Here is a 26,284-nt window from a genome sequence, read left to right as displayed (position 1 = left end):
AGGGGCCGCTAGCTGATCTGGCGGTCCTGGCCTTCCCAATAGGGCGCGCGGAGTTCGCGGCGCAGCACCTTGCCGGAAGGGTTGCGGGGTAGTGCGTCGACGAAATCGACCGATTTGGGGCATTTGAAGCCCGCGATCCGTTCGCGGGCATGGGCGATGACATCGGCCTCGCTCACATCCGATCCGGGCTTGCGCACCACGCAGGCCTTCACCGCCTCGCCCCATTTTTCATCCGGTACGCCGAACACCGCCACGTCGGCCACGCCCTCGCAGCCGAACACGGCGTTCTCGACCTCGGCCGGGTAGACGTTCTCGCCCCCGGTCACGATCATGTCCTTGATCCGGTCGAACAGGTAATAATAGCCGTCCTCGTCGACATAACCGGCGTCGCCGGTGCGGAACCAGCCCTCGGCATCGACCGCCTCGGCGGTGGCATCGGGGCGGTTCCAGTACTCGGTGAGGTTGGCGGAGGAGCGGATCGCGATCTCGCCGATCCCGCGCGTTTCGACCTCCTCGCCGTCCGCGTCGATCACCTTCATCTCGACCCCGTTGATCGGCTGGCCGATGCCGCGCATCCGCTCGTTGCCCTCGACCGAGTGGTCCTCGGGCATCAGCGCGCAGATCGTGCCGGTGGTCTCGGTCAGGCCGTAGACCTGCGCGAAATCGCAGCCGAACACCTTGAGCGCCGCGCGCAGCAGGTCGAGCGGGATCGGCGAGGCACCGTAGCCGACCAGCCTCAGGCTCGAGAAATCGGTCTCCTGCGCCTTGGGGTGCGCGAGCATCACGTGAATCGCGGCGGGGACGAGGAAGGTCTTGGTGACGCGGTGCCGCTCGATCGCATCGAGCGCGGCTCCGGGTTCGAATTCGCGGATCATCGCGCTCTTGATCGCGCCCTTCAATCCGCGGATGCCCGAGGCGATCCCGCCAATATGGAAATTGGGCATGGCGAGCAGCAGGACGTCGTCCTCGTCCCAGATGTCCCACAGGTCCCTTTTCTCGGGCGAATAGTCGAAATCGGCGCGCAGCAGCGCCTTGCTCGAGAGCACGACGCCCTTGGGAAAGCCGGTCGTGCCCGAGGTGTAGAGCTGCAGCGCGGCATCGTCGGGCGCGCGGGTGACGCCCGGTTCGCTGTCCGATTGCTCGTCGCGCCAGTCGTCGTAGCAGACGAAGGCCTCGCCGCACTCCTGCAGGCAGATGATGTATTCGAGACCCGGAAGGCTGCCGCGCAATTCGGCGGCGACCTGGACGTAGGCGGCGTCGACGAACAGCACGCGCGCGGCGCAATCGCGCAGGATCCACTCGATCTCTGGCGGGGCCAGCCGCCAGTTGATCGGAGTGACCACCGCCCCGGCGCGCGCGGCGCCGATCACCGTCTCGTAGAATTCGATCGTGTTGCGACCGAGAAAGGCTACGCGCTCGTCCGCGCCAATGCCGATATCGCGCAAGCCATTGGCGACCTGCGCGGTGTGGCGCGCGAATTGGTCGAAGGTCAGGTCGGTGCCGTCGCAATGGAAGGCGATGCGATCGGGAAAATCGCGCTGGTTGAAAATGGCGAGGTCCGCGAGGGTGCGGAAGGAGGCCGGGTCGGGCATCCGCCAATCATTCATTGCGCCGATATCCCCCCGTCGAGCTTCAGTTCCGCCCCGGTCATGAATTTGCTCTCGTCGCTCGCGAGGTAGAGCACGCCGTTGGCGATGTCGTCGGGCTCGCCCACCCGGCCGAGCGGGATCTGCCGCGCGAGCTTGTCCATGATCACGGCCTTCTCGCGCCCGGTATTGCGCACGATGCCGTCGAGGATCGGGGTGTCGACGAAGGTCGGGTGGACCGAGTTGCAGCGGATGTTCCAGCCCTTCTTGGCGCAGTGCAGCGCGATCGACTTGGACAGCATCCACACCGCCGCCTTGCTGGCATTGTAGGCAGGCATCGTCTCGCTCGCGATCAGGCCCGCGATCGAGGAGATGTTGACGATCGAACCGGGCTGGTGGTCGGCCATCAGGGGGAGGGCGCGCTGGCAGCCGAGGAATATGCTGTCGACATTGACCGCGAAGCCGCGCCGCCAGTCTTCCAGCGTGCAGGTTTCGATATCGCCGCGAATGCCGATCCCGGCATTGTTGACGAGCACCGACAGCCCGCCGAGCTTGTCCTTCACGAAGTCGATCACGCGGTCCCAGTCTTCGGGATCGGCGACGTCGTGGCCGATCGCGTAGGCCTTGTCCTCGCCATGTTCCGCGCAGATCGCGGCGGCAGTATCCTGCGCGCCTTGCTCGTTGAGATCGGACAGCACGATCCGCGCGCCTTCTTCGACCAGGCGGCGGCCGGTCGCGGCGCCGAGGCCCTGCGCGCCGCCGGTTACGAGGGCGAGTTTTCCTTCGACACGACCGGCCATGCGCTCTCCCGTTTTGGCCCGGGGCTTCAGCCCCTTGTTAATCGCTCGCTTAACAGGAGTGTGATGCGCGAGTCGATACCCATTCCTTCGGCGCGCTTCGCGGCGATGAAATCCTCGATTCGCTCGAGCGGGACGCGGTGGACGGTGATGTCCTCGCTGTCGGTGCCGCCGCCTTCGCCCACCTTCGTCAGGCCGGACGCCTTCACCAGCGTGAAGCTTTCGCTGACCATGCCAGGCGAGGAATAGAATTCGCCGCAATCCTCTAGGCGTTCGGCGCGATAGCCGGTCTCTTCCTCGAGCTCACGCCCGGCGGCCTTGAGCGGGTCCTCGTCCTCCTCGCCGTCGTCGTCGCCGATCAGCCCCGCGGGATATTCGATGCAGCGTTTGCCGAGCGGCACGCGGTACTGCTCGACCAGCAGGACGTGCCCGTCCTCCACCGCGACGATCACCGCCGCGCGGATGCCGCGCGCGCGACCGACATATTCCCACCGCCCGCGTTTCTTCGCGGTGATGTAATCGCCGGCCCAGACGGTTTCCTCGGGACAGTCGGCGTCGGTACCGCTCACACCTCGATCAACCGGTCGGGCAGCTCGTTCTGGTCGTCTTCCGCGCGGGGGAAGTTTTCGGACAGCACCTTGCCGACATCGCGCACACCGGCAGCGAGGCCGTCGGCGATGTGGCCTTCGCGGATATGCACCAACATGTCCTCCATCGCCTCGCCCCAGACCTCGGCCGATACGATCTCGGCAATCGGCTGGTCGGCGACGATCTCGGCGCGGTGTTCCTTCATCGAGAGATAGAGCAGAACGCCGGTGCGGCCATGGGTGCGGCGTTCGGCGCCGACCTTGAAATGTTCGATCGCGCGGTGGTGCACGCGCTTGGTCTTCACCGGGCCGGGGATCAGCGCGTAGGTCAGGCGTTCCCAGCTGAACAATCCCCAGATCGCGAGGAAGAGGACCACGCCGAGGCCTGTCAGCCAGGCGATCACCTCGCCGAAGGTCCAGTCGTGCGTCCAGCCGCCGCGGAACCAGTCGATCGTGTCGAGCAGTGCGTCGGGCACGACGGCAAAGATGCTCATCGCGGTAAAGGCGATCACCGCCGCCCAGACGAGGATCACGTCGGTATAACCGTCCGAGCGATCGGCCAGCACGGTGACGATTTCGCCGCTGGTGGTCAGCTCGGCCGCGGCGACCGCCTCGCTCACCTTCGCATGATCTTCTGCGTTCAGATATTTCATCTACAGCCCCGCTTACCAGCCACCTGAGGCGCCGCCGCCGCCGAAGCCGCCGCCACCGCCGCCGAACCCGCCGAAGCCACCGCCCCCGCTACCGCCCCAACCGGACGAGCCGCTGTCGGACAGGCCGCGCGCGACCGCCTTGCCGGCTTCCCACAGAATGATGTCGCCGACCACGCTGCCGACGCCGCCGCGGCGATAGCGGCGGCCGCGCCCGCGCGAGAACATCGGCAGGATGAAGAACAAAAAGATGAAGACGAACCAGATGATCGTGCCGATCGGGAATCCGCCTTCCTCGGCGCGTTGCGTCTCGGCGGCGGCTTCGGCTTCGGCGATCGCGCGGGCATCGGCGGGCGACAGGTCGAGCCGCTCGATGATCTCGTCCACCGCTTGCGTGATCCCGCCGCCGAAATCGCCCGCGCGGAAGGCGGGGCGCATGGTGTTGCGGATGATCCGTCCGGCGCTGATGTCGGTCAGCCGGTCGTCGAGCCCGCGTGCGGTCTTGATCGCCATCTTGCGGTCGTCGCGCGCGACGAAAACGAGCACGCCTTCCTCGGTCGTGGCCCCGCCGATATTCCAGAACTCCGCCAGCCCGCGCGAGTAATTGTCGATGTCGGCACCGTCCATCGAGGGTACCGTCGCGACGATCACCGCACGGCCGGTCTGTTCGTTGTAGTCGCGCAGGCGCCGATCGAGCGCCGCCTCCTGGTCCGCGGGGATAAGGTCGGCGGCGTCGAGGATCGGACCGTCCGGCGGGGCCGGATAGTCCTGCGCCAGCGCCGGGCTCGCGATAAGCGCGAACACCAGCGCGAAGGCGGCGAGGACACGCGACATGACGTTTAGCTGAAGCAGGATCAGCCCTCGTTACCGAAGTCGACCGTGGGCGCTTCGTCGGCACCCGGCTTGGCGCTGAAGGTCTGCATCGGCTCGGCACCGTGGATCACCTTCGCGCCGACGATGTCGGGGAAGGTGCGGATCGTGGTGTTATAGTCCTGCACCGCCTCGTTGTAGCGGACGCGCGCGGTCTCGATGCGGTTTTCGCTGCCCTCGAGCGCGACCATCAGGTCGCCGAAACGCTGCTGGCTCTGCAACTCGGGATAGCGCTCGACGGTAACCATCAGGCGGCTCAATGCACTGCCGAGCTCGCCCTGCGCGGCTTCGAACTGCTGGAACTTGGCCGGGTCGTCGAGATCGTCGGCGCTGAGCTGGATCGATGTGGCGCGCGAACGGGCCTCGATCACGCCGGTCAGCGTGTCTTCCTCTGCCGCGGCGGCGCCGCGCACGGTCGAGACGAGGTTGGGGATCAGGTCGGCACGGCGCTGGTAGGCGCTTTCGACATTGGCCCAGGCGGCCTTGGCGGCCTCTTCCTTGGTCGGCACCGAGTTGATGCCGCAGGACGCCAGCATGGCGGCACCTGCAGCGATGAGGGCAAAGCGGAAGGACTTCCAGGACATGCGGCAAACTCCCCTAAGAACGACTGTCTTACCTAGATAGCACGGCTAGGCGCGCTTTCAAGCTTTGCACCTCGCTTGTGGCCTCGTGCGGCGCGTGTCAAACGATGTCCCTTAGACAAGAAAGGATAGAGCATGGGCTTGGGGAAGGAATTCAAGAAATTCATCGCGCGCGGCAACGTGATCGACCTCGCGGTGGGCGTGGTCATCGGGGCGGCGTTCGGCAAGATCACGACCTCGCTCGCCGAGGGGATCATCATGCCGCTGATCGGCTGGCTGTTCGGCGATATCGATTTCTCGAACAAGTTCGTCCGGCTAGGTCCGATTCCCGAGGGCTATGATGGCTCGCTGACCAATTACGCCGAGCTTAGGGAGGCCGGCGTGCAGATGATTGGGTATGGCGACCTGATCACGCAGGTGATCAATTTCCTGCTGATCGCATTCGCCGTATTCATGTTGGTTAGGGGCGTGAACCGGGCGATGGACGAGATGCAGGAGCTCGCCCGACAGACCGAGGACAGCGCGAAGAGCCCCGACGTGCCGACCGACCCGCAGCTCGACGTGCTGAAGAAGATTCTGGCTGAATTGAAGAAAGACGAGGCGAGCGCGCCTCCGTCCACTTCACATTAATCTCCGCGCGCCTATATAGGGCCTGCTCGTTTCGGCGGGCTATGACGATAAACTGCGGCGTGCAATAGGCACGGCGGACCCGGGGGCAGTACCCGGCGGCTCCACCATTGCGTCTGCCTCCACCGAGCAAGTGGGCGGGCGCATTGACGGGGCCGAACCAGGATCGACGCGTGTTGAAAGGCGCTGTTTTCGTCCGGGCTGAGTAACCCGTTAAAGGCTCAAAACCAATAAGTGCCAACGATAACGAAGCACTTGCTCTCGCTGCGTAATGTGACGGCCTAACGGCCTGAATTTACAAAGCCAAAAGCGCGGTCGGTCCGACCGGTCAACAGAACGGATACAGGGGTCCGGAGCGTACCTGGCAACAGAAACGCTCCACTTCTATTTTCTTTGGTCCCTCAAACGCCGGGCGCGAGCCATCCGGCTCGCTTGGCTTCGGCCTAACGGCCGGCGTGCGGTCGCACGCGTGCGCGCTATCGCGCGCAAATTCTGGACGGACATTGCGAGATAGCGCCAAGCGGATACGACCAAGACGGTCGTCCGAGGCGCGACTAGCGCGGAGGCAAGGGCGACCGCCCGCCCGCAGGTGCCTTGGAGCGAAGCGGAGAGAATAGCACCGAGGATGGACCCGCGGATGCGGGTCCGTAACCACAAAGACTCTTATCCTCTACGCCCCACCGCCCGCAGCGGTCTCCGCCTCGAGCGTCTTTCGCTCCGCCTGCTCTTTCGTCACGCAATCGAGGATCTTCGCGCCGCCGAGGAACACCGCACCGGTGCAGGCAAGCAGCAGGAGCCAGCCGCCGATGCCCGGATACTGGTCGAGATAGGCCGTGCCGCGTTCGATCGCGCCGAGCGCGAGGGCATAGATGATGACGTATGCCTCGAACTTGGTCTTGATCGTGAACAGGCGTCCGATTTTTCGGAACATGGGTGGCCGAACTCCTTTGCCTGCCGGATGAGCAAGCAGCGTGCCACGTGCGGAATCGCGTGGCTTGCGTGCTTAACGATCCGATAACCGTAAAGTTGCCCGACAGAAGCGGCTTTGTCGAATCCGTCCCGAAATCGAGCAGCCGCACCACAGGCGGTCAGGCCAGTTCGGAGAGCTCCAGCGCATCGAGCAACGCGCGCCGGGCGTCGATCACGCTGCGGGCGAGGCTATCGCTGCCGATATCGGCGGGATCGATCTGCTCGGGCCAGTGCTCTGCGACTACCTGTTCGATCCGTCCGGCCTTGGCCTCGTCGACCATGAAGCGCGGATCGACCGCATCCGGGTCGGCCACCACGCGCAGGCGCAGGCAGGCGGGGCCGCCGCCATTGGCCATCGATTGGCGGACATCGACCGGCAGCACCTGCCGGATCGGCCCGTTCGAGCCGAGCATGGTCTCGACCCACGACCACACGCTTTCGCTCTCGCGGCATTCGCTCGGCACCACCAGGGCCATCCCGCCCTCGGGCAGCGAGACGAGCTGGGCGTTGAACAGATAGGTGCGGATAGCCTCCTCGAGGCTCACCGAGGTTTCGGGCACTTCGACCACCTGCAGCGCGGGGAAGGCGGCGCGGATCGCGTCATAGGCGCCCGCCTGGTCGGCATAGGCGCGCTCGTGCGTGAACAGCACGCGTTCGTTGGCGACCGAGACGACGTCGTTGTGAAACGCGCCCGCGGCGATCGCCTCGGGATTCTGCTCGATGAATACCGCGCGCGCCGGGGCGAGCCCGTGGCTGCGCGCGACGATGCGGCTCGCCTGTTCGTGCTGGCGTGCGGGATAGCGCCCGCCCTGTCGGCCCCAGACGAACACTTCGACGCCGGGGGCGTCGTGGCCTTCGCAGAACCGCATGTGGTTGGCCGCGCCCTCGTCGCCGAAGCTCGGCATCACCGCGTCGTGGACGACGAAGCCCTCGCCGCCGAAGGCCAGGTCGAGCTGGGCCTTGGTGTCCTGCCATTCCTGCGCGCGGTGCGGCATGGTGACGAGGTTGGCGGGGGTCAGGTGGCACTTGCCGTCGCGCGTATCGGGCGCGGGCGAGACCGTCGCCGCATTGGCGGTCCACATCGAGGAGGCGGACCATGCCGCGGCGACCAGCGCCGGCGGGGTGTCTTCGTCGGGCGCGATCGCCTCGAGAAAGGCGCGGTTGGGCCGGGGCAGCGGAAGCAGGAAACCCTGCGCCAGCCCGAGGCCGAGATTGTGCCGCATCTTGGCGACGCCCTGCAGCGCCGCGGCGCGCGGATAGGACGGATCGCCCTTGTGGCTCGCACTCGCGATATTGCCGAGGCTCAGCCCGGCATAATTGTGCGAAGGACCGACGATCCCGTCGAAATTGATTTCCCTGAGGCTCATTCGATCCTCTCCGTCACCGCGCCACGCACCAGGCGGTGTCGCCCGGCTCGACCGCGAGGGTGCGGCAGGTGGTGTGATCGATCGCGACCTTGTCGCCCTCGTGTTCGATCATGCCGTAGCAGCAGCGGAAGTTCGCATTGTGCCCGGTCGCGATCAGCACGCGGTCGCCGATGTCGAGATCGCAGCGCGAAATTTCCATCGGGCGCGTCTCGCGCAGCGTCTTCAACTGGTCGGTGCGGGCGGTGACCGTCGGACCGCCGTCGAAGATGTCGACATAGCCCTCGTAGGCGAAGCCCTCGTTCTCAAGCATGCGCATCGCTGCACGACCCGTCGGGTGCGGCAGCCCGATGACGGCGCGCGCGCTTTCGGGCAGCATCGCGGTGTAGATCGGGCTCTTGGGCATGAGGTCGGCGATGAACTGGTTGCCGTTCAAGGCGTTGAACTCGTCGGCTTCCTGGAAGCTCATGCCGAAGAACTTGCCCGCGAGGCCGTCCCAGAACGGCGACCCGCCGCGATCGTCGATGATCCCGCGCAGTTCGGCGAGGATCTTGTCGCCGAAGCGGTCGCGATGCATCGCGATGAAGAGATAGCGGCTGCGCGCGAGCAACATGCCGAGCCCGCCCGCACGGCTGCTGGGGTGGAGGAACAGGCCGCCCACTTCGCTCGCGCCCTCGAGGTCGGTGACCAGGCTCAGCATCTCGGCGCGGAACGTCCGGTCGAGCTCCTGCGAATGCTGGGTGTGCGTCTGGATCCGGTAGGAATAGAACGGCCATTGCTGGCCCACTTCGGTGAACAGCTGGCTGGTGCCGCGCACCTCGCCGGTCTCGGTATCCTCGAGCACCAGCACGAACAGGTCGTCGTCGGGCCGGTCGGCCTCCTTGGCAAAGCACGCTTCAGAACGCTCTAGCTTCTTGCGCAGCGTGTCGCGATCGGGCGGGAGGTTGGTGAACCCGCCGCCGGTCAGTTTCGCCATCTCGTACATGGCTTCGACATCCTGCGCGGTGGCCGCGCGTATTACGTAACTCAAAACTTTGCTCCGGTGGCAATACGGTGAAGGACGAGCGCGGCGAGCTTCGCGCGCTCTTCGAGACTGGGGACGATCAGGAATTCGTCCGGCGAATGGATCGCGCCGCCGCGCACGCCCATCGTGTCGACCACGGGGACGCCGCAGGCGGCGATATTGTTGCCGTCGCACACCCCGCCGGTCGATTTCCAGCCAATCTCCTGGCCGAGCAGCGCGCCGCACTCCTTGACCAGGTCGAACAGCTTCTGCGCCGGTTCGTCGACCGGCTTGGGCGGGCGGGTGACGCCGCCATGGCGGTGGATCGATACTTCGCGCGCCGCTTCGACCTCCCGCAATACGCCGTCGAGATCGGCATCGAAGCTTTCCATCGCTTGCGTGCTCTTGGGACGGATGTTGAAGCGCAGCACGGCATGGTCAGGGACGACATTGTTGGCCGCGCCGCCTTCGATCTTGGCCGGGTTCACGGTCATCTCGTCATGCGCCATGGCCTCGAGCCGCAACGCGAGGTCGGCAGCGGCGAGCAGGGCGTTTCGGCCCTCGTGCGGGTTGCGCCCGGCATGGGCCGACTTGCCGGTGATGGTGATCGAATAATTGCCGGTCCCGCCGCGTTCGTGCGCCAGCGTTCCGTCGGGCAGCGCGGCGGGTTCGAAGGTCAGCGCGGCGAGTTTGCCCTGCGCCAGCTCGGCGATCAGCGCGCTGGAAGACAGCGAACCGGTCTCCTCGTCCGAATTGATCAGGACATCGTAGCCCAAGGCGCTTGCCTCGGGCGTCGTTTCGAGCGCTTTCGCCGCAGCGAGGATGATCGAGAGGCCGCCCTTCATGTCCGCGACGCCGGGTCCGTTGAGCGTCTCGTCGTCGAGCCATTTCTGGTCCTGGAACGGATGATCCTCGGGAAACACCGTATCCATGTGCCCGGTCAGGATCACGCGGCGGTTGGCGCCGGGGCGTACGCGCAGCACGAGGTGCTTGCCGTGGTCGAGTGCGACCTCCTGCCCGTCGCTCGAAATCGCGGTGACGGGCGCGGGTTCGACCAGTTCGATCTCGCCCGGCAGCGCGCCGAAGGCGGCGGCCAGCGCATCGGCCTGCTCGGCCAGTCCGGCAAGGTTGCGGGTGCCCGAATTGATCGCGCTCCAGGCCTCCACCTGGTCCAGCATGGGGGAGGCGTCGAGCGCGTCGAGCAGGGCTTTTTCGGCATCGGTCAGCGACATGGGCGCCCTGTTAGTCGGCTGCGCCCGGAACGCCAAGCCGCGCCATGCATCTTTACTGTACTTGCCAACGTAACTGCCGACCTCCATAGCGCGGCTGCCCTCCCCAGGCATTTCGTGGTCGCTGGTTAATACACGAAAACAAGGTGACGGATGTCCAACAGGGTTGTGCGTGCCGGTCTGCAGGTTGATGCGGCACTGGCGAAGTTTCTCGAAGACGATGTGCTGATGGTGCTGGGCCGCGATACGGAGCGGTTCTGGGAGGGTTTTGCCGCGCTGCTGGCGGAATTCATGCCGCGCAACGCGCAGCTGCTGCAAACCCGCGAGACGCTGCAGGCCAGCATCGATCGGTGGCACAATGAACGCGCCGGAAAGCCCCACGATCCGCACGTCTATCGCGCGTTTCTCGAGGATATCGGCTATCTCGTTCGCGAGCCCGGCCCGTTCACCATCGGGACCGAAAAAGTCGATGCCGAGATCGCCACCCGCGCGGGCCCGCAGCTGGTCGTACCCGCGCTCAATGCGCGGTTCCTGCTCAATGCCGCCAATGCGCGCTGGGGCAGCCTCTACGACGCGCTCTACGGCACCGATGCGCTCGATGCGCCGCCCGCCAAGAGCAAGCGTTACGATCCCGATCGCGGCGCGGCCGTGATCGCCGCAGCCAAGGAATTCCTCGACGTGACGCTGCCGCTCGAAAGCGGGAGCTGGGCCGAGTTGACCGGCGACCCGGTGCTCAAGGACGGTTCGTGTTTGTGCGGACGGAAGGAAGACGGAAGCTGGGTCTTCCAGCACAACGGCTTGCACATCGTTGTGGTGATTGACCGCAACCACCCGGTCGGACGCAACGATCCGGCGGGGATAGCCGACGTGCGGCTCGAAAGCGCGTTGACCACGATCGTCGACCTCGAGGATTCGGTCGCGGCGGTCGATGCCGAGGACAAGCTCGCAGCCTATCGCAACTGGCAAGGCGTGATCTGCGGAAATCTGACCGCCGAGTTCGAGAAGGGCGGCGAAACCGTGCTGCGCGAGCTCGGCGACGATGTCGAATATCGCGCGACCAACGGCCGGCTGGTGACGATCCAGGGCCGAAGCCTGATGTTCGTGCGCAATGTCGGCCACCTGATGACGAGTGATGCGGTCCTCACAAGCGACGGCGCGGAAGTGCCCGAAGGCGTGCTCGATGCGGTCGTAACGTCTGCGATCGGTGCGCTCGACGTCGAAGGCCACGTCCGCTGGCGCAACTCGATCAAGGGCTCGATCTACATCGTGAAGCCCAAGATGCACGGGCCCGAGGAATGCGCTTTCACCAACGACCTGTTCGATGCGGTCGAGGACCTGCTCGAGCTGGAACGGCACACGATCAAGGTCGGCGTGATGGACGAGGAGCGCCGCACCTCGGCCAACCTTGCCGCGTGCATCCACGCGGTGAAGGATCGGGTGGTGTTCATCAACACCGGCTTTCTCGATCGCACCGGGGACGAAATCCACACCTCGATGCGGGCCGGTGCGATGCTGCGCAAGGCCGAGATCAAGGACAGTACCTGGCTGCAGGCCTATGAGCGGCGCAACGTCGCGATCGGGCTCGCCTGCGGGTTCAAGGGGAAGGCACAGATCGGCAAGGGCATGTGGGCCGCGCCCGACCGGATGAAGGCGATGATGCTGGAGAAGAGCGGTCATCTCGAGGCCGGGGCCAATTGCGCCTGGGTGCCGTCGCCCACCGCGGCGACGCTGCATGCCATCCATTACCACGGCTTCGACGTCGCGCGGCGGCAGGACGAACTGGCGGGCGAGCCGGTGCCGCCGCTGGCGGACCTGCTGACGATCCCGCTCGCGAACGGGGCGAACTGGTCGGACGCGGAAGTCCAGGCCGAACTCGACAACAATGCCCAGGGTATCCTCGGCTATGTCGTGCGCTGGATCGATGCGGGGGTCGGATGCTCCAAAGTGCCCGACATCCACGATATCGGCTTGATGGAGGACCGTGCGACGCTGCGCATCTCGTCGCAGCATATCGCCAACTGGCTCGCTCACGGCGTGGTCAGCAAAGACCAGGTCGATGCCGCGCTCCGGCGCATGGCGGCCAAGGTCGACGCGCAGAATGCGGGCGATCCGGCTTACGTGCCGCTGGTCGGAAACGAGGCTGGCCCGGCGTTCCAGGCCGCGTGCGAGCTGATCTTCGAAGGCGCGACGCAGCCCAACGGCTATACCGAGCCCCTGCTGCACACGTGGCGGAAGCGGGCGAAGGCAGCTTAGTTCGGCATTCCCGCGCAGGCGGGAATGCTGACCAAACTCGCACGGCCCCTCACTCGGTCCCCGCCTGCGCGGGCATGACGACTATTTTTCCAGTTCCTCGTCCAGCAGCGCATCCACTCGCTCCCGATCGGGGAACCCTTCCGCGATCCAGCGCTTCTCGACCGTCTGCATCAGCCGCGCGACGTCGGGCCCGGCCTTGACCCCGCGCTTGACGATTTCGCCGCCCTTCAGGGGGAATTGCGGCGGTTCCCAGCCGCGCAGCTCGACATTGCTTGCACCGAGGATCGCGAGCCGGTCGTTGGCCGTCTCGAGGCCGTAACGGAAGGCGAGGCCGCGCGGGTCTTCGGCATCTTCGGGTTCGCGTGCGGCGGCGAGCCGGAGGCGTTTCTTCTGCGCGTTCGACAGGCGCAGCCGTCCCGCGACCTTGCTTGCGATCTCGGGATCGGGCGGAAGCAATCCGGCCAGACGCCGGATCGGCTCGGGCCGGAGCTCGTTCTGGCGCTCCCACTTCACCACATCCGCCTGTGCGAGGTCGGCCTCGGGCAGGATCACGTCGAGCACCCCGAGTGCGTCCATCCGCGCGAGCGTATCCATCTCGTCGGGTGCGACGAGGATCTGCAGCAGTTCCATCGCGATCCGCTCGCGGCTGATGCCCTTCAGCGTCGGTGCGAGTTCCTCGCAGGCGGCGATCGCTTCGGCGTCGGGCGGTTCGCTTCCGAACCGCGCCTGGAAGCGGAAATAGCGCAGGATCCGCAGGTGATCCTCGCGGATGCGTTCGCGCGCATCGCCGATGAAGCGGACGGTGCGCGTGGCGATGTCGTCGAGCCCGCCGAAATAGTCGTAGACTTCGCCGCTCGCGGGATCGGCGTAAAGCGCGTTGATCGTGAAATCGCGCCGCGCGGCGTCTTCCTTCCAGTTCTCGCTGAAGGCGACGGTGGCGCGGCGTCCATCGGTCGAGACGTCGCGCCGCAGCGTGGTGATCTCGACATTGCCCTCGTCGCGCAGCGCGGTGACCGTGCCGTGATCGATCCCGGTCGGCACGGTGCGGATCCCCGCCGCCTTGCAGCGCGCAATCACTTCGCGCGGCTCCAATGGCGTGGCGCAATCGATATCCTTGACCGGCTGCCCAAGCAGGGTGTCGCGCACCGCTCCGCCGACCCAGCGCGCATTGCCTTCGCCCAGCGCGGCGACGAGTTCGCGCAGGTCCGCGCGGGTGGTCCATTCGGTGTCGGGCAGGGTGGTCATGATTCGACCCATGCCAGTCGCCGCGACAGGTTGACAATGATCGCCGCGGTCACCCCCCAGATATGGAAGCCGTCCCACTCCATCTCGTAATAGGTCCGGTCCGCGCCTTTCCAGAACACCGTGTTGCGCGACCAGTTTGCGCGGTCGAGTAGGACCGAGAGCGGGGTTTCGAACCACGCTTCGACCTCGCCCGGATTGGGCTTGAGTGGCAGGCCCGGCGGCACGACGCCGAGCACCGGGGTGATCTCGAACCCGGTTCCGGTGACGTAGCGATCGGTCGCGCCGACCACGCGGACATGCGCGGGTTCGAGCGCGAGCTCCTCGTGCGCTTCGCGCAGCGCCGCCTCGACCGCGTCTTCGCCCGGATCGATCCGCCCGCCGGGAAACGCGACCTGTCCGGGGTGCTTGCGCATGTCGTCGAGCCGCTTGGTCAGGATCGCGGTCGGCCCGCCCTCGCTGTCGGGGCGCTCGACTACCGGGATCAGCACCGCGGCGGGGCGCGGATCGGGATCGGCGAAACGCTGGTCGTTGAGCAGGTCGGGGAGTTCGACTCCGTGCCCCTCGTCGAACAGGCGCTGGAGGCGGGCGAAGAGCTGGCTCATGCGGGGAGCAGCGAAAAGCGCGCGCCGTTGCTCGAGACGCTCGGGTCGTCGCCATTTGCCAGGGCGATCTCGGCGAGCTGGAGCCAGGTCGAACGGTCGAGCCGCGCGCGCGTGCCGTGGCGCACCGCGACATAGGCGGCGGGCTCCTCCGCCGTTCCCTCGACCGAAAGCGGGTTGTCGGGCCCGGCGATCACGAGGTCGTCGGTGTTGAGCCGGAAGGCGAGCGCGCCGTCCTCGCACTTGACGTCGGTCGCGATGAAACCCGCGTCCTCTACCTCGATGGACAGTTTCTGGTGCGGGGTGACGAGCCAGTGCTGCCCGTCCTCGTCGCGCAGCAGCAGCGAGGCGAAGGCGCGCACCATCGCGGTCCGCTTCACCTCGCCGCCCTGGTGGTACCAGCGTCCGTCCGCCGCAATCCGCATCTCGCTGTCGCCGACATGTTCGGGCTGCCACTGGTCGAGCGGCGGCAGGCCGCGATCGTGCATCGCCTGCGCGACCTCCATCAGCGACATTCCGGCAAGATCGGGGGGAGGGGTGTAGGGCATCGCTGCCCGATTGGCAGATTGGCGCGGGTCCGTCATCCCCGCTGACGCGATCGGGCTAATTCAAATCCGCCTGCCACGGGCCGAGCATACCGTGGCTGGGAAGCACGGCGGGGTTGTCGGTGCGCACGAGCAGCCGGTCTCGCTCGACCGGGCCGGGCGTGTCCCAATTGAGGGTGTGCCGCGCCGAATAGCCGAACTGGCGGTAATAGGGCTCGTCGCCGATCAGCACTTGCGGCGGGGCGTGGCCGCCCAGCGCCTGCGCCAGCGCCGCGAACAGCGCGCGGCCATAGCCTGCGCCCTGGCGCTCGGGCACCACCGCGACCGGGCCCACCATTACCATCGGGCAGGCGCGCCCCTGCGGATCGGTCAGCGCGACCGGCCAGCTCTGCAGCGTCGCGACCAGCAGGTCCTCCTCGTCGAGCGCGGCGAAGCTGAGGCCGGGGAGGGGGGAGAGCCCCTCGCGGATGCGATAGGCGGTGCGCGCATGGCGCTCGTCGCCGAACACCCGGTCGAGCAATTGCTCGACCAGTTCGGGATCGACACTATCGAGCGGGATGATCGACGGCATGGCCGGGCCCGTTACGCCCGCGCACCGGCCAAGTCGAGCAGGATCAGCGCGTCAGCTTGAGCAGCCTGCCGTTCTCGCCGTCCTCGAGCACCCATAGCGCGCCATCGGGACCTTCGACGATCTCGCGCAGCCGCGTGCCCATGTCGTAGCGCGCGACCTCGCTGGCTTCATCGCCGTCGAAGGTCACGTGCACGAGCGCCTTCGACTTGAGGCCCGCGATCAGCAGGTCGCCGTTCCAGCCGGAGAACATGTCGCCATCGACGAAGGTCATGCTGCCCGGCGCGATCACCGGCGTCCAGCCGACCTTCGGCGCCTCGAATTCGGGCCGGGTCGCATGGTCGGGAATCGCGCCGCCATCGTAATGGATGCCGTCCGAGACCACCGGCCAGCCGTAGTTGAGGCCACGCTTGACGAGGTTCAGTTCGTCGCCGCCGCGCGGTCCGTGCTCGACTTCCCACAGCTGTCCGTCGGGCGCGAACTCGAAGCCGAGGATGTTGCGATGGCCCCAGCTCCAGATCTGCGCCGCGCTGCCGCCCTCGTCATACATCGGATTGCCCGGTGCGGCCTTGCCGTCGAGCGTCAGCCGCAGCACCGAGCCGAGATTGTTCGAGGTGTCCTGCGCCGGCTGCATCTTCTGCCGCTCGCCCGAGGCGAGGAACAGGTATCGGCCGTCGGGCGAAAAGGCGATGCGGTGCGAATAGTGGCCGCGACCGGTCACCTTGTCCTGCCGCCAGATCACGTTCAGACCTTGAATCGCGCAGGCATCGGCCTGTTCGCACACCAGCTGGCCGCGCCCGAGCACCGCGCCGCGCGTGTCGCCGGCGCCGGCCTCGGCCCAGGTCAGGTAGATCGTGCGCCGGTCGAGCGCGGCGCTGCTCTCGGACGGCAGGAAGGCGATGTCGCCGAGCCCGCCCTGGCCGCCATAGTCGACCTGCGGCGCGCCGCTGACCGTGATCATGCGCCCGGTCCGCGTATCGACCGCCTCGATCGCGCCGGCCTTCTCGGTGATGAACAGCACCGGCGTGCCGGGCGCGAAGGCTGCCGCCCACGGTTCGTTGAACGTGCCGATCTCGGCGATCGCGAACGGCTCGCCCTGCGCCGGGGCCGAGGCCGCAGGGGTCGATTCCGTCCCGCCATCCCCGGCGGCGGAGCCGCCACAGCTTGCCAGCATGGCGGTGGATAGCGAAAGTGCGAGCGCGTGCGAGAGATAGGTCATGCTGGTTTCAACTCCTCATCCCGGTTTCGGGTCCGAATGTGCCGGGCAGAATGACGGCCGCCTCGTGATCGGGGTCGACGAGGCAGGCCGCGGGCCGCTGGCGGGACCCGTTGTTGCCGCCGCTTGCGTGCTTTGCAAGCCGCGACCCGCCGGGCTCGCCGACAGCAAGGTGCTGTCGCCCGCGAAGCGCGCCGCGCTCGCCGAACCGATCCGCGCGCGCTGCGGCTGGGCACTCGGCGTGGTCGAGGTCGAGGAGATCGACCGGCTCAACATCTTCGGTGCGACCATGCTGGCGATGACGCTCGCGGTCGCGCGGCTGGTCGAGGCGCTGGGGTGCGAGCCGACCGAAGTGCTGGTCGACGGCAACCTCACCCCTGCCGGGCGCACCGCGGACTGGAGCTGGCCCGCGCGCGCGATCGTGAAGGGCGATGCCAAGGAGCCGTGCATCTCGGCCGCCTCGATCCTCGCCAAGGAGCACCGCGATGCCGCGATGCGCGATCTCGCCGCGTGCCATCCTCATTACGGCTGGGAGCGCAATGCCGGCTACGGCACTGCCCAGCATCTCGAGGCCCTGCGCACCCACGGGCCGACCCCGCACCACCGCCGCAGCTTCGCCCCGGTGGCGCAATTGAGCCTGCTCTGAACGCCCCGACGCCAAGCTAGAAACGGTCTGAAGTTCGGCTCCGCAGGTGAGTCAAACGCGCCACACCCCCATATCTGGAGTCGTCGGATTCGCCCGCGACTCAACATCTTGTGCGCTGCTGTTATGACGTCGCCGGTAACCTTTTGTTAACCAAATTGGCCGAGCTTATCGCTGCTTGACGGGGCCCCTTCGGAGCCTCCAATTGCCCCGGCAGCAGGGGGAAGGACGACGATGGGCCAGGTCATGGAAACGAAGGCGCTCGCAGGCGCGAAGCAGCCGAAGCGGAAGCTCAAGCTTTCCGAAGAAGATCGTCGCAAACTATTGCCGTTGGGCAAGATTTTGGACAGCGACTGCATCGAGGCGATGCGTTCGCTGCCCGACGACAGCGTCGACATGGTGTTCGCCGATCCGCCCTACAATCTCCAGCTCGGCGGCGATCTCAATCGCCCCGACGGCAGCCATGTCGATGCGGTGACCGACGATTGGGACCGCTTCGACAGCTTCCGCGCCTACGACGAATTCACCCGCGCCTGGCTGGCCGAGGCGCGCCGCGTATTGAAGCCCAATGGCTCGCTCTGGGTCATCGGCAGCTACCACAACATCTTCCGCGTCGGCGCGACACTGCAGGACCTCGGCTTCTGGATCCTCAACGACATCATTTGGCGCAAGTCGAACCCGATGCCGAACTTCCGCGGCACCCGCTTCACCAACGCGCACGAGACGCTGATCTGGGCGGGGATGGGCGAGAAATCGCGCTACACGTTCAACTATCGCGCGATGAAGACATTGAACGACGAATTGCAGATGCGCAGCGACTGGGTCCTGCCGATCTGCGGCGGGCAGGAACGCCTGAAGGAGAACGGGCACAAGGCTCACCCGACGCAAAAGCCCGAAAGCCTCCTTTACCGCGTCATGCTCGCCACCACCAACAAGGGCGACGTCGTGCTCGACCCGTTCTTCGGCACCGGCACCACCGGCGCGGTCGCCAAGCGCCTGGGCCGCGAATGGATCGGCTGCGAGCGCGAGGCGAAATACCGCCGCGTCGCGACCGCCCGGATCGAGAAGGAACTCCCGCTCGACGAAAGCGCGATCACCACCATGCAGGCCAAGCGCAATGCGCCCCGCGTCGCCTTCGGCGCGCTGGTCGAGGCGGGATTCGTCAAGCCGGGCACGGTCGTGTTCGACAAGAAGCGCCGGTGGGAAGCCACGGTCCGCGCCGACGGCTCGTTGGCCCACGGCAAGCAGGACGGTTCGATCCATGCGCTCGGCGCGAAACTGCAGGACGCCCCCAGCTGCAACGGCTGGACCTTCTGGCACTTCGAGGACGGCGACCAAATCAAGCCGCTCGACGCCGCGCGCGAACTGTACCGGCTCGCGACCGAAGACTGAGGGGAGGTTTGCGATGAAGCTGGCCACGAAATTCGCCGCGTCGTCCGCCATCCCGATGGCGCTCGCGCTCTCGGGCTATGTCGCGCCGGCCGATCCCGCGCTCTACACGATGAGCATGGACCTCACCGACAATGGCGAGACCATCGCCCAGCCCGAACTGCAGGTCCGCGATGGCGAGACGGCAACCGTCCATATCACAAAGCCCGACGGGCGCAGCTATCGCGCCGACGTGACTTTCACTCGCGACGATGCGGGCATGATCGATATGCGTTCGCAGATCGACGCCACCTCGCCTACTTTGGGCGATGTCAGCTTCGCACCCAGGCTGAAGCTCCGGATCGGTGAACCCGTCCGGATCGAATACGGCAACCAAGCCCCCGGGGTGCGTCCCTTGCGGATCGAGATTACGTTAAGCGAAGCGAGCTAAGACCGACGGCTCGATCCACGCGCTGGGCGCGAAGCTGCAAGGCGCCCCCAGTTGCGACGGCTGGACCTTCTGGCACTTTGAGGATGCGGGCGAAATCAAGCCGCTCGACGCGGGGCGGGAGTTGTACAGGCTCGCGACGGAGGATTGAGGCGAACGTCTTCCTGCGCGTCCGCCGTTGCGCCGCCATTGCGCGCGCGATAAGCTTGCCCCCGCGGGGGGCTGCACATGAAACGTACCGGGCGATATCTACCGGATTTCACGCTGGTCGCGGTCGTTCTGGTCGTCAGCGCGTTGGGGTTTTGGGATCTCTTCCTCGGAGCGCAGGCCGATCCACAGCCGCATCACTATGCTCACCTCATAACATCCTTGGGATGGATATTGCTGGTGCTTGCGCAACTGATCGTGATCGCGAAGGGCGATTATGCGCTGCACCGCAGGGTGGGGCTGGCGGTGCTGCTGGTCGGCCCAGTCATCGTGGCGACGGTCGCAACACTCAGCGTCTATTCCGCCAAGAAGGGCGCGGCTTCCGGCGAGGGCGATTTCCTGATCGTGCAGAACGTGATGGTCACGCTGGAACTGGCGTTGCTCATCGTCCTGGCCTTCCTGTTCAAGAAACGCCGGATCCTTCACGGCCACCTGCTGCTGAGCACGCTCATCCTGTTTGGCGGCATCGCGCTGTTTTTCGCGCTGATCGGCTTTGTGCCGCAATTCCGGATCGAGGGGCCGGAAACCTTTTACCGGTTCGGGCTGGCCGCGATGACGGGCCAGTTGGTGTGCCTTTCGGGCGGATTGGCGCTCTTTCTGCTCAAATCGCGCGACCGCTGGCCGTTCCTGCTCGTGGGTGCCTCGTTCTTCGCCAATGAAGGGATCCGCTTGTTGCTGGAACGTTTCGGTCTGATCGATGGACTCACCGCCACCGTAGGTTCGCTCGATCTCGTCATGACCTTCGTCGCCGTCCTGCTGCTGGTCGGGGTGTTGCTAACCGCCACGGTCTTGCCGGTATCGAGGACACGACGGGCGCTCGGGAAAGCGCAGGAGCTGAGCTAGCGCCTCGGCTGCAGCGGCTGGACTTTTTGGCGCTTCGAGGAGGGCGAAGCGGTCAAGCCGCTCGACGCGGCGCGGGAGTTGTACAGGCTCGCGACGGAGGATTGCCCCCTTTCGACACACCGGACTTGATCCGGGGCCCGGGATAACGGTGGGACTAATTGTTTCGTCATCCCCGCGTAGGCGGGGATCCAGCGAGGGGTGGTGCCGGATTGCTCCGGATTCCCGCCTGCGCGGGAATGACGGAGGGAAAAGGGCACTGTCCTACTGCCGCTGGTGACGCTACCAACCGCGCATGTGTGCCCCGAATTACGCCCCGAAGATTCCTTCCCCTGGACAGTGTAACACCTGTAACACGTCGCCCGAATTCAACCACTTGGGTGCGGCATGAGCAATAGCGTCTACATCCGCCCGATCGCGCTCGCAGGTTCGCCGCAGAGCGAGGAGGGGGAGGCGATCCGGCTCGCCGGGGGGATGGTCTATGCCAGCCGCTTTGCGGTGATCGTGCGCGAAGGTGGTAAGGTCGTGTCGCGCGTGCGGTGCGGGGTCGCGGAGATGCCCGAGGTGCTCGGTGCGCTGCCCGACGAACTCGGGGTTGAGGGCGAGGCGCAGTGGGCGAATCTCACGCTTGCGCATCCGCCGCTCGAACTGGGCGCGCGGACCGTCCGCATGGACCAGCCGCAGGTAGTTGGCATCCTCAACGTCACGCCCGACAGCTTCTCCGACGGCGGCGCGTTCATGGACGATCCGGAAGCCATGCGCGAACAGGCCGCGGCGATGTGCGAGGGCGGCGCGGCGATGATCGACATCGGCGGCGAAAGCACGCGGCCGAGCGCCAAGGAAGTGTGGGAGGGCGACGAGATCGCGCGCGTCGTCCCCGCTATCGAGGCGGTGTCCGCGATGGGCGCCGCGATCTCGATCGACACGCGCAAGGTCGGCGTGATGGAGGCGGCGCTGCAGGCGGGCGCGCATGTCGTCAACGACGTCTCGGCGCTGCGCCACGATCCCCGCAGCCTCGCCTTCGTCGCGGATCGCGGCGTGCCGGTGATCCTGATGCACGCGCCGGGCGACGGGCCCAACCCGCACGAGGGCGGCGACTATGCCAATGTCGTGCTCGACGTGTTCGACGCGCTCAAGGAACGGCGCGACGTCGCGCTCGAGGCGGGGATCGCGGCGCGCAACATCCTGCTCGATCCGGGCATCGGCTTCGGCAAGACGCTGGCGGAGAACCTCGCGCTGATCAACGCGCTGCCGCTGTTCCACGCGCTCGGCCACCCGCTGATGCTCGGCGCCAGCCGCAAGCGGATGATCGGCGCGCTTTCGAACGAGGCGCCCGTGCACGAGCGGCTCGGCGGCAGCATCGCGCTGGCGGTGAAGGGGATGGAGGCAGGCTACCAGCTGCTGCGCGTCCACGACGTCGCCGAGACGGTGCAGGCGCGCAATGTCTGGCGCGGGCTGAGGGATGCCGCGCTGACGGACTTCGGAGAGCTGCCGACCTGAAGGCGGGACCTAGAGCGAGTAACCGCCGTCGGTCACATGCACCGTGCCGGTGACGTTGCCTGCGAGGTCGGAGAGGAGGAAGGCGATCTCGCCCGCGATCTCGTCCGCCGTCGCGAAGCGGCCGCGCGGGCTCATCGCGCCCATCGCGGCGATGGTGGCCTCTCGGCCCTGTTCGGCGGCCGACTTGCGGAAGTCCGGCGAGGATTCCCAGATCGCGGTATCGACCCCGCCCGGCGCGATCGCGTTGACGCGGATGCCGTGCGCGGCGTTCTCCGCCGCCGCGATCCGCGCAAGGTGCGCCGCGCCGGCCTTCGAGACGCCGTAGGGCCCGATGCCCGGGACCGGCTTCACCCCGGTGATCGAAGCGGTGATGACGGCGCTGCCGCCGCCCCTGAGCTTCATCGCGCGCAGCGCCGAGCGCAGGGTGAGGAACGCACCGTCGAGGTTGACCGCCATCACCTTGCGCCACTCGGCGAGCTCGAGATCCGCGATCTGTCCGCCGCTGCCGATCCCGGCATTGGCCAGCGCGAGGTCGAGCCGGTGCTCTGCGGCGTCGAACTCGTTCCAGAACGCTTCGTCGGAAACGTCGGCGACGTGACGGTGGACCGTGCAGGCGAGGTCGAGCGCGTCGAGCCCGTCGCCGTCCGGATCGACGAGGTGCAGCGTATCCACGCCGTCGGCAGCGAGGCGGCGGGCGGTGGCGGCGCCGATGCCCGAGGCGGCGCCGGTGACGAGGGCGTGCTTGCCCGAGAAATCGAATGTCATGCCGCTTGGGCTAGGGCTCGCCCGCAGGCTTGTCCATCTCCGCCGACTAGCCGCTCCATTTTGGACCTCGTCCCGGGGCGCGGGCGAACCGTTCCCTTCCGTAAACCGGCGGTCGCCGGAAGAGCCCTTTCGGTCCACCCCGGACTAGCCTCTCCTCGCCCACCCGGCTTGGCCGAGCGATGGTCCGGCGCTTTCCCATCCCGGGGAGGCACGGAAGAGGAGAGGCAAGATGAAACCGCAAATGGCAGAGAAAGACACGCTGTCGCACATCGACTACGGCGAGAAGATCGACGCCGACGATCCGAAGCTGCTCCGCAACCAGGTCTCGGCGACCGACGGGCGGATCGTGATCGTCTCGGCGTTCGGCTGTTCGCTGGTGCTCAACTGGTCGTTCGGCGCCGACGGCGTGCATGTCCAGGTCGTGCTCGAGACGCCGGTCGGCAGCGTGACGATCATCGACACCACGCTCAACGCCAGCAAGCCGAGCATCACGCTGGGCGGAAGCATCGACAGCTTCAAGGCGGAGGCGACGATCACCTTCGACTTCAGCAATCTCGAACTGTCGGGCACGGGCGAGGTCTGCGCGCCGATCGTCGGCTGCAAGAAGGGCAGCTTCTCGATCAAGGTCTGATCGAAAGCGTGTGTCAGGAGCGTTGCACGGCCTGGTCGCGCTGTGCGGCGCTTCGTCGCGTCAGGCGGCGTTGTCGATCCCGAGGTCGGAGAGCTTACGGTAGAGCGTCGAGCGCCCGATCCCGAGGCGGCGGGCAACTTCGGTCATGCGGCCGCGATAATGGCCGATGGCGAGCCGGATCACGTCCGATTCGATGTCCTCGAGCGGGCGCAGGTTGCCGTCGGCCGTGTAGAGCATGACCCCGGCGTGTTCGGAATAATTGGTCGCGCTTTTCTGCGGCTCGGGCAGGACCATGCTCGAGAGTTGCGGGAAGTCCTCGCTGGTCAGCGCGTCGCCTTCGGTGAAGACCGCGGCGCGGAACAGCACGGCCTGCAGCTGGCGAGCGTTGCCGGGCCAGTCGAACGCGGCGAGCAGCGCCAGCGCGCTGTCGGTGATACCGAGCTGTCGCAAGCCCGGCTGTTCGGCGATCTGCGCGAGGAAGTGGCGCGCGAGCGCGGGAATGTCGGTCGCCCGTTCGCGCAGCGGCGGCAATTCGATCCGGGTCGAGGAAATCCGCTCGAACAGGTCCTTGTCGAACAGGCCGGCCTCGACGAGTCCTGCGAGCTTGGTATTCGAACAGGCCAGAACACGTGTATCGATGCGGAAGCCGTAGGTCGCGCCGAGCGGGCGGACGCAGCCGGTCTCGAGCACTTCGGCGAGCCGGACCTGCGAGGCCAGCGGGAGGCGGTCGATCTCGTCGATCACCAACGTGCCGCCGTCGCAATTCTGGAGCGCGCCGGACTGGTTGTCGAAGGCACCGGGGAAGGCGCCCTGCTCATGGCCGAACAGCGCCGAATCGACCGCGCTGGCGGATAGGTCGGCGACGTTGAGCAGCTTGAACGGCGCTTTCGCGCGCGGGCTCGCGCCCTGCATCGCGCGGACCAGCGTTTCCTTGCCAGACCCGCTTTCGCCCTCGATCAGCAAGTGGCCGTGGCCGCGCGCCGCCTTGGCGGCGACTGCGAGTGCGCTGCGAAAGGCGGGCGCGGCGCCGACCATCGCGTCGAAATCGCGACCCGACTTGATCTTCTCGGCGAGGGGAGCGAGCTCGTTCTGGGGGCTGCCGCGGCGGGTCGCCCCGGCGACGGCCTGCATCACCTTTTCGGGACCGACCGGCTTAACGAGGTAATCGGTCGCACCGGCACGCATCGCCTCGACCGCGAGCTGCGGCGAGGTGCTGGCGGTCAGCATCAGGATCGGGAGCGCCGGGCGGCGGCTCTTCATTTCGGCGATGAGGTCGCAGGCCTCTTCGCCCGGGACCGACTGGTCGAGCACGATCGCGGTCAGCTGCATGCCTTCCTGCGTCCCCAGCGTGGCGATCGCCGCCTCGCATTCGTCGACGCAGACCGTGCGCCAGCCGTCGCGGGAGGCGTGGTTCGCCACCGCGCGCGCCTGCGCTGGATCACGATCTATGATCAGCAGGAGCCGTGCTTCGTCCTGTTCCATATCGGGATTCACCCCTCATTCCGTCCCTATCTGGCACGAATTGATAGCGAATAGGTGTAAAGGGGTCATTAACTGAAACCAAGGGCGATCCCCTTGAGCCATTGCGCCTCCCGCGATAGGGAGCGGGGCAAGACAACTTCAAGGGGAACCGCCGACATGGCGAAAGTGGATATGGACAGCGCGACCAAGACCTATGGCGGGTTCATCAACCTGCTCAAATGGTCGGTCCCTGTGATCGCGATCATCACGATGCTCGTCGTCTTCCTGATCGCGGAATAAACCGATCAGTATGGCCGAACCGATTCGCATCGCCATCCTCAAAGAGACCGAGGAGGGCGAGCGGCGGGTCGCTGCCACGCCCGAAACGGTCGGGAAATTCATCAAGCTGGGTGCCGAGGTCGCGGTCGAGCAGGGCGCGGGCGATGGCGCGCGAATGTCCGATGCGGCCTATGCCGAGGCGGGGGCCAAGGTGCTCACCGGCCCGCAGGCGCTCGACGGCGCCGATATCGTGCTCGCCGTGCGCGCGCCCGATCCGGTCGTGCTGGCCGGGGCGAAGCCGGGGGCGTGGATCGTCGCGATGCACGATCCCTACCAGCGCGGCGAGCGGGTCGCGGCCTATGCCAAGGCCGGGTTCGAGGCGCTGGCGATGGAATTCATGCCGCGGATCACCCGCGCGCAATCGATGGACGTGCTCTCGAGCCAGTCGAACCTGTCGGGTTACAAGGCAGTGATCCATTCGGCCGACACGTTCGGGCGCGCCTTCCCGATGATGATGACCGCGGCGGGCACGGTGAGCCCGGCCAAGGTCTTCGTGATGGGCGTCGGCGTCGCAGGGCTGCAGGCGATCGCCACCGCCAAGCGGCTGGGCGCGCAGGTTTCCGCCACCGATGTTCGCTCCGCGACCAAGGAACAGATCGCCTCGCTCGGCGCCAAGCCGATCTTCGTCGAAACGGTCGAGGGGATCGAGGGCGAGGGCTCGGGGGGCTACGCCACCGAGATGAGCGACGAGTACAAGGCCGCGCAGGCCGAGCTCGTGTCTGAGCACATAGCCAAACAGGACATCGTCATCACCACCGCGCTGATCCCTGGGCGTCCCGCGCCCAAGCTGATCAGCGATGAACAGATCGCGAGCATGAAGCCCGGCAGCGTGATCTACGATCTCGCGGTTGTTCAGGGCGGCAACGTCGAGGGCAGCAAGCCCGACGAACCGGTCGAGAAGCACGGCGTTACCATCATCGGCTACTCGAACACCGCCGGGCACCTCGCCGCCGATGCCAGTGCGCTCTATTCGCGCAATCTCTACAATTTCCTCTCGGCCTTCTGGGACGAGGAGGCGGGCAAGCCCGTGCTCGACGAGGAAATCGGCGACGCGGTGCGGCTGACGCAGGGCGGCGCGATCGTCAACGAACGGCTGAGGGGGGCCGAATAATGGACTTCATCAGCATCCTGTCGATCTTCGTGCTGGCGTGTTTCGTCGGCTACTACGTGGTGTGGTCGGTTACGCCCGCGCTGCACACGCCGCTGATGGCGGTGACCAATGCAATTTCCAGCGTGATCATCGTCGGCGCGCTGATCGCGGCGGCCGAAGCGGGCAGCCCCGCGGCCAAGTGGCTGGGGCTGGCGGGCGTGGTGCTGGCGAGCATCAACATCTTCGGCGGCTTCGCGGTCACCGAACGAATGCTCGCGATGTACAAGAAGAAGGAGAAGTGAG

28 protein-coding genes, 1 other RNA gene and 1 pseudogene are annotated in these 26,284 nt (G+C 66.6%); 13 read left to right on the top strand and 17 right to left on the bottom strand.

Going from position 1 to position 26,284, the window contains the following annotated elements:
* Positions 1 to 8: 8 nt before the first annotated feature.
* The 6 genes from IEW49_RS08140 to IEW49_RS08115 are packed head-to-tail and all read right to left on the bottom strand — an operon-like array spanning position 9 to position 5,074.
* Entirely contained in the window at positions 9 to 1,592 is a 1,584-nt protein-coding gene (locus IEW49_RS08140; protein WP_188642198.1) for a fatty acid--CoA ligase, read from the bottom strand.
* A gap of 11 nt (positions 1,593 to 1,603) precedes the next feature.
* A complete protein-coding gene (locus IEW49_RS08135) occupies positions 1,604 to 2,386 on the bottom strand; it encodes an SDR family oxidoreductase (RefSeq protein WP_188642197.1) in 783 nt (260 codons plus the stop codon).
* A gap of 26 nt (positions 2,387 to 2,412) precedes the next feature.
* Positions 2,413 to 2,952 carry an NUDIX hydrolase gene (locus tag IEW49_RS08130; RefSeq protein WP_188642196.1) on the bottom strand — a complete coding sequence of 180 codons (540 nt, stop codon included), beginning with the start codon at positions 2,950 to 2,952 and terminating at the stop codon, positions 2,413 to 2,415.
* Positions 2,949 to 3,623, bottom strand: a complete 675-nt coding sequence (locus IEW49_RS08125; protein ID WP_188642195.1) for a TPM domain-containing protein — start codon at positions 3,621 to 3,623, stop codon at positions 2,949 to 2,951. Before IEW49_RS08125 ends, IEW49_RS08130 begins: the two co-directional genes overlap by 4 nt.
* Positions 3,624 to 3,635: 12 nt before the next feature.
* Entirely contained in the window at positions 3,636 to 4,454 is an 819-nt protein-coding gene (locus IEW49_RS08120; RefSeq protein ID WP_188642194.1) for a TPM domain-containing protein, read from the bottom strand.
* A gap of 20 nt (positions 4,455 to 4,474) precedes the next feature.
* Complete coding sequence (locus IEW49_RS08115) at positions 4,475 to 5,074, bottom strand: LemA family protein (protein WP_188642193.1); 600 nt, start codon at positions 5,072 to 5,074, stop codon at positions 4,475 to 4,477.
* A 132-nt stretch (positions 5,075 to 5,206) separates the two neighbouring features.
* On the opposite strand from IEW49_RS08115, the gene mscL reads away from it, so the two are divergent.
* Positions 5,207 to 5,701, top strand: a complete 495-nt coding sequence (gene mscL / locus IEW49_RS08110; protein ID WP_188642192.1) for a large conductance mechanosensitive channel protein MscL — start codon at positions 5,207 to 5,209, stop codon at positions 5,699 to 5,701.
* Positions 5,688 to 6,045: a transfer-messenger RNA gene (ssrA, locus tag IEW49_RS08105) on the top strand. The genes mscL and ssrA overlap by 14 nt, the downstream gene beginning before the upstream one ends.
* Before the next feature lie 323 nt (positions 6,046 to 6,368).
* On the opposite strand, the gene IEW49_RS08100 is transcribed toward ssrA, so the two are convergent.
* The 4 genes from IEW49_RS08100 to IEW49_RS08085 form a co-directional block, all read right to left on the bottom strand.
* On the bottom strand, positions 6,369 to 6,629 hold the full coding sequence (locus tag IEW49_RS08100) for a hypothetical protein (RefSeq protein ID WP_188642191.1): 261 nt from the start codon (positions 6,627 to 6,629) through the stop codon (positions 6,369 to 6,371).
* A 157-nt stretch (positions 6,630 to 6,786) separates the two neighbouring features.
* On the bottom strand, positions 6,787 to 8,034 hold the full coding sequence (locus IEW49_RS08095) for an N-succinylarginine dihydrolase (protein WP_188642190.1): 1,248 nt from the start codon (positions 8,032 to 8,034) through the stop codon (positions 6,787 to 6,789).
* Positions 8,035 to 8,047: 13 nt separating this feature from the next.
* A complete protein-coding gene (gene astA / locus IEW49_RS08090) occupies positions 8,048 to 9,061 on the bottom strand; it encodes an arginine N-succinyltransferase (RefSeq protein WP_188642189.1) in 1,014 nt (337 codons plus the stop codon).
* Positions 9,058 to 10,266 (bottom strand): hydrolase, encoded by a 1,209-nt coding sequence (locus IEW49_RS08085; RefSeq protein WP_188642188.1) that lies wholly within the window; start codon positions 10,264 to 10,266, stop codon positions 9,058 to 9,060. The genes astA and IEW49_RS08085 overlap by 4 nt, the downstream gene beginning before the upstream one ends.
* A 150-nt stretch (positions 10,267 to 10,416) precedes the next feature.
* Here IEW49_RS08085 and IEW49_RS08080 point away from each other — a divergent pair, with 150 nt between their 5' ends.
* Positions 10,417 to 12,516 carry a malate synthase G gene (locus tag IEW49_RS08080; RefSeq protein ID WP_188642187.1) on the top strand — a complete coding sequence of 700 codons (2,100 nt, stop codon included), beginning with the start codon at positions 10,417 to 10,419 and terminating at the stop codon, positions 12,514 to 12,516.
* Between the two features lie 81 nt (positions 12,517 to 12,597).
* On the opposite strand, the gene IEW49_RS08075 is transcribed toward IEW49_RS08080, so the two are convergent.
* From IEW49_RS08075 to IEW49_RS08055, 5 genes are read right to left on the bottom strand one after another with little or no spacing between them, the layout of a single operon-like run.
* Entirely contained in the window at positions 12,598 to 13,761 is a 1,164-nt protein-coding gene (locus tag IEW49_RS08075; RefSeq protein ID WP_188642186.1) for a CCA tRNA nucleotidyltransferase, read from the bottom strand.
* Positions 13,758 to 14,363 carry a CoA pyrophosphatase gene (locus IEW49_RS08070; protein ID WP_188642185.1) on the bottom strand — a complete coding sequence of 202 codons (606 nt, stop codon included), beginning with the start codon at positions 14,361 to 14,363 and terminating at the stop codon, positions 13,758 to 13,760. Before IEW49_RS08070 ends, IEW49_RS08075 begins: the two co-directional genes overlap by 4 nt.
* A complete protein-coding gene (locus IEW49_RS08065; RefSeq protein WP_188642184.1) occupies positions 14,360 to 14,908 on the bottom strand; it encodes a DUF1285 domain-containing protein in 549 nt (182 codons plus the stop codon). The genes IEW49_RS08070 and IEW49_RS08065 overlap by 4 nt, the downstream gene beginning before the upstream one ends.
* A gap of 55 nt (positions 14,909 to 14,963) precedes the next feature.
* On the bottom strand, positions 14,964 to 15,476 hold the full coding sequence (locus IEW49_RS08060; RefSeq protein WP_188642183.1) for a GNAT family N-acetyltransferase: 513 nt from the start codon (positions 15,474 to 15,476) through the stop codon (positions 14,964 to 14,966).
* Between the two features lie 43 nt (positions 15,477 to 15,519).
* Positions 15,520 to 16,692 carry a PQQ-dependent sugar dehydrogenase gene (locus IEW49_RS08055; RefSeq protein WP_188642182.1) on the bottom strand — a complete coding sequence of 391 codons (1,173 nt, stop codon included), beginning with the start codon at positions 16,690 to 16,692 and terminating at the stop codon, positions 15,520 to 15,522.
* On the opposite strand from IEW49_RS08055, the gene rnhB reads away from it, so the two are divergent.
* From rnhB to folP, 6 genes and pseudogenes are all read left to right on the top strand, one after another.
* A complete protein-coding gene (rnhB, locus tag IEW49_RS08050; protein ID WP_188642181.1) occupies positions 16,691 to 17,335 on the top strand; it encodes a ribonuclease HII in 645 nt (214 codons plus the stop codon). The two genes, IEW49_RS08055 and rnhB, sit on opposite strands and share 2 nt — an antisense overlap.
* 231 nt (positions 17,336 to 17,566) lie before the next feature.
* Positions 17,567 to 18,724, top strand: coding sequence for a site-specific DNA-methyltransferase (locus tag IEW49_RS08045; RefSeq protein ID WP_188642180.1), 1,158 nt, complete (start codon positions 17,567 to 17,569; stop codon positions 18,722 to 18,724).
* 13 nt (positions 18,725 to 18,737) lie between these two features.
* Positions 18,738 to 19,151, top strand: coding sequence for a hypothetical protein (locus tag IEW49_RS08040; RefSeq protein WP_188642179.1), 414 nt, complete (start codon positions 18,738 to 18,740; stop codon positions 19,149 to 19,151).
* Positions 19,152 to 19,158: 7 nt separating this feature from the next.
* Positions 19,159 to 19,299, top strand: a pseudogene (locus IEW49_RS13115) (site-specific DNA-methyltransferase); the annotation flags it as partial.
* Between the two features lie 77 nt (positions 19,300 to 19,376).
* Entirely contained in the window at positions 19,377 to 20,198 is an 822-nt protein-coding gene (locus IEW49_RS08035) for a hypothetical protein (RefSeq protein WP_188642178.1), read from the top strand.
* Positions 20,199 to 20,582: 384 nt separating this feature from the next.
* On the top strand, positions 20,583 to 21,695 hold the full coding sequence (gene folP, locus IEW49_RS08030; RefSeq protein ID WP_188642177.1) for a dihydropteroate synthase: 1,113 nt from the start codon (positions 20,583 to 20,585) through the stop codon (positions 21,693 to 21,695).
* 9 nt (positions 21,696 to 21,704) lie between these two features.
* On the opposite strand, the gene IEW49_RS08025 is transcribed toward folP, so the two are convergent.
* Entirely contained in the window at positions 21,705 to 22,460 is a 756-nt protein-coding gene (locus tag IEW49_RS08025; protein WP_188642176.1) for an SDR family NAD(P)-dependent oxidoreductase, read from the bottom strand.
* 229 nt (positions 22,461 to 22,689) lie between these two features.
* On the opposite strand from IEW49_RS08025, the gene IEW49_RS08020 reads away from it, so the two are divergent.
* Complete coding sequence (locus IEW49_RS08020) at positions 22,690 to 23,091, top strand: hypothetical protein (RefSeq protein WP_188642175.1); 402 nt, start codon at positions 22,690 to 22,692, stop codon at positions 23,089 to 23,091.
* A gap of 60 nt (positions 23,092 to 23,151) precedes the next feature.
* On the opposite strand, the gene IEW49_RS08015 is transcribed toward IEW49_RS08020, so the two are convergent.
* Complete coding sequence (locus tag IEW49_RS08015; RefSeq protein WP_188643151.1) at positions 23,152 to 24,573, bottom strand: sigma-54-dependent transcriptional regulator; 1,422 nt, start codon at positions 24,571 to 24,573, stop codon at positions 23,152 to 23,154.
* Between the two features lie 156 nt (positions 24,574 to 24,729).
* Between IEW49_RS08015 and IEW49_RS13220 the strand changes: the two genes are divergently transcribed.
* From IEW49_RS13220 to IEW49_RS08005, 3 genes are read left to right on the top strand one after another with little or no spacing between them, the layout of a single operon-like run.
* Positions 24,730 to 24,852 carry a hypothetical protein gene (locus IEW49_RS13220; RefSeq protein WP_268235625.1) on the top strand — a complete coding sequence of 41 codons (123 nt, stop codon included), beginning with the start codon at positions 24,730 to 24,732 and terminating at the stop codon, positions 24,850 to 24,852.
* 10 nt (positions 24,853 to 24,862) lie between these two features.
* A complete protein-coding gene (locus tag IEW49_RS08010; protein WP_188642174.1) occupies positions 24,863 to 26,002 on the top strand; it encodes a Re/Si-specific NAD(P)(+) transhydrogenase subunit alpha in 1,140 nt (379 codons plus the stop codon).
* Complete coding sequence (locus IEW49_RS08005) at positions 26,002 to 26,283, top strand: NAD(P) transhydrogenase subunit alpha part 2 (RefSeq protein WP_188642173.1); 282 nt, start codon at positions 26,002 to 26,004, stop codon at positions 26,281 to 26,283. Before IEW49_RS08010 ends, IEW49_RS08005 begins: the two co-directional genes overlap by 1 nt.
* Position 26,284 lies beyond the last annotated feature (1 nt).

Origin of the sequence: Pseudoblastomonas marina, assembly GCF_014641655.1 — a bacterium.
Lineage (GTDB): Bacteria > Pseudomonadota > Alphaproteobacteria > Sphingomonadales > Sphingomonadaceae > Alteriqipengyuania_A > Alteriqipengyuania_A marina.
Note: the sequence above shows the minus strand (reverse complement) of the source record. Positions and strands in the feature narration are given on the sequence as shown.

Coding starts and splice junctions, on each gene's coding strand:
- IEW49_RS08070 (WP_188642185.1), bottom strand. CDS start 14,363: ATGAGCCAGCTCTTCGCCCGCCTCCAGCGCCTGTTCGACGAGGGGCAC.
- IEW49_RS08115 (WP_188642193.1), bottom strand. CDS start 5,074: ATGTCCTGGAAGTCCTTCCGCTTTGCCCTCATCGCTGCAGGTGCCGCC.
- rnhB (WP_188642181.1), top strand. CDS start 16,691: ATGCTGGTTTCAACTCCTCATCCCGGTTTCGGGTCCGAATGTGCCGGG.
- IEW49_RS08005 (WP_188642173.1), top strand. CDS start 26,002: ATGGACTTCATCAGCATCCTGTCGATCTTCGTGCTGGCGTGTTTCGTC.
- IEW49_RS08140 (WP_188642198.1), bottom strand. CDS start 1,592: ATGCCCGACCCGGCCTCCTTCCGCACCCTCGCGGACCTCGCCATTTTC.
- IEW49_RS08095 (WP_188642190.1), bottom strand. CDS start 8,034: ATGAGCCTCAGGGAAATCAATTTCGACGGGATCGTCGGTCCTTCGCAC.
- IEW49_RS08065 (WP_188642184.1), bottom strand. CDS start 14,908: ATGCCCTACACCCCTCCCCCCGATCTTGCCGGAATGTCGCTGATGGAG.
- IEW49_RS08040 (WP_188642179.1), top strand. CDS start 18,738: ATGAAGCTGGCCACGAAATTCGCCGCGTCGTCCGCCATCCCGATGGCG.
- IEW49_RS08135 (WP_188642197.1), bottom strand. CDS start 2,386: ATGGCCGGTCGTGTCGAAGGAAAACTCGCCCTCGTAACCGGCGGCGCG.
- IEW49_RS08125 (WP_188642195.1), bottom strand. CDS start 3,623: ATGAAATATCTGAACGCAGAAGATCATGCGAAGGTGAGCGAGGCGGTC.
- IEW49_RS08015 (WP_188643151.1), bottom strand. CDS start 24,573: ATGGAACAGGACGAAGCACGGCTCCTGCTGATCATAGATCGTGATCCA.
- IEW49_RS08080 (WP_188642187.1), top strand. CDS start 10,417: ATGTCCAACAGGGTTGTGCGTGCCGGTCTGCAGGTTGATGCGGCACTG.
- IEW49_RS13220 (WP_268235625.1), top strand. CDS start 24,730: ATGGCGAAAGTGGATATGGACAGCGCGACCAAGACCTATGGCGGGTTC.
- IEW49_RS08055 (WP_188642182.1), bottom strand. CDS start 16,692: ATGACCTATCTCTCGCACGCGCTCGCACTTTCGCTATCCACCGCCATG.
- mscL (WP_188642192.1), top strand. CDS start 5,207: ATGGGCTTGGGGAAGGAATTCAAGAAATTCATCGCGCGCGGCAACGTG.
- IEW49_RS08025 (WP_188642176.1), bottom strand. CDS start 22,460: ATGACATTCGATTTCTCGGGCAAGCACGCCCTCGTCACCGGCGCCGCC.
- IEW49_RS08085 (WP_188642188.1), bottom strand. CDS start 10,266: ATGTCGCTGACCGATGCCGAAAAAGCCCTGCTCGACGCGCTCGACGCC.
- IEW49_RS08010 (WP_188642174.1), top strand. CDS start 24,863: ATGGCCGAACCGATTCGCATCGCCATCCTCAAAGAGACCGAGGAGGGC.
- IEW49_RS08100 (WP_188642191.1), bottom strand. CDS start 6,629: ATGTTCCGAAAAATCGGACGCCTGTTCACGATCAAGACCAAGTTCGAG.
- IEW49_RS08045 (WP_188642180.1), top strand. CDS start 17,567: ATGGGCCAGGTCATGGAAACGAAGGCGCTCGCAGGCGCGAAGCAGCCG.
- IEW49_RS08075 (WP_188642186.1), bottom strand. CDS start 13,761: ATGACCACCCTGCCCGACACCGAATGGACCACCCGCGCGGACCTGCGC.
- IEW49_RS08020 (WP_188642175.1), top strand. CDS start 22,690: ATGAAACCGCAAATGGCAGAGAAAGACACGCTGTCGCACATCGACTAC.
- IEW49_RS08035 (WP_188642178.1), top strand. CDS start 19,377: ATGAAACGTACCGGGCGATATCTACCGGATTTCACGCTGGTCGCGGTC.
- folP (WP_188642177.1), top strand. CDS start 20,583: ATGAGCAATAGCGTCTACATCCGCCCGATCGCGCTCGCAGGTTCGCCG.
- IEW49_RS08060 (WP_188642183.1), bottom strand. CDS start 15,476: ATGCCGTCGATCATCCCGCTCGATAGTGTCGATCCCGAACTGGTCGAG.
- IEW49_RS08120 (WP_188642194.1), bottom strand. CDS start 4,454: ATGTCGCGTGTCCTCGCCGCCTTCGCGCTGGTGTTCGCGCTTATCGCG.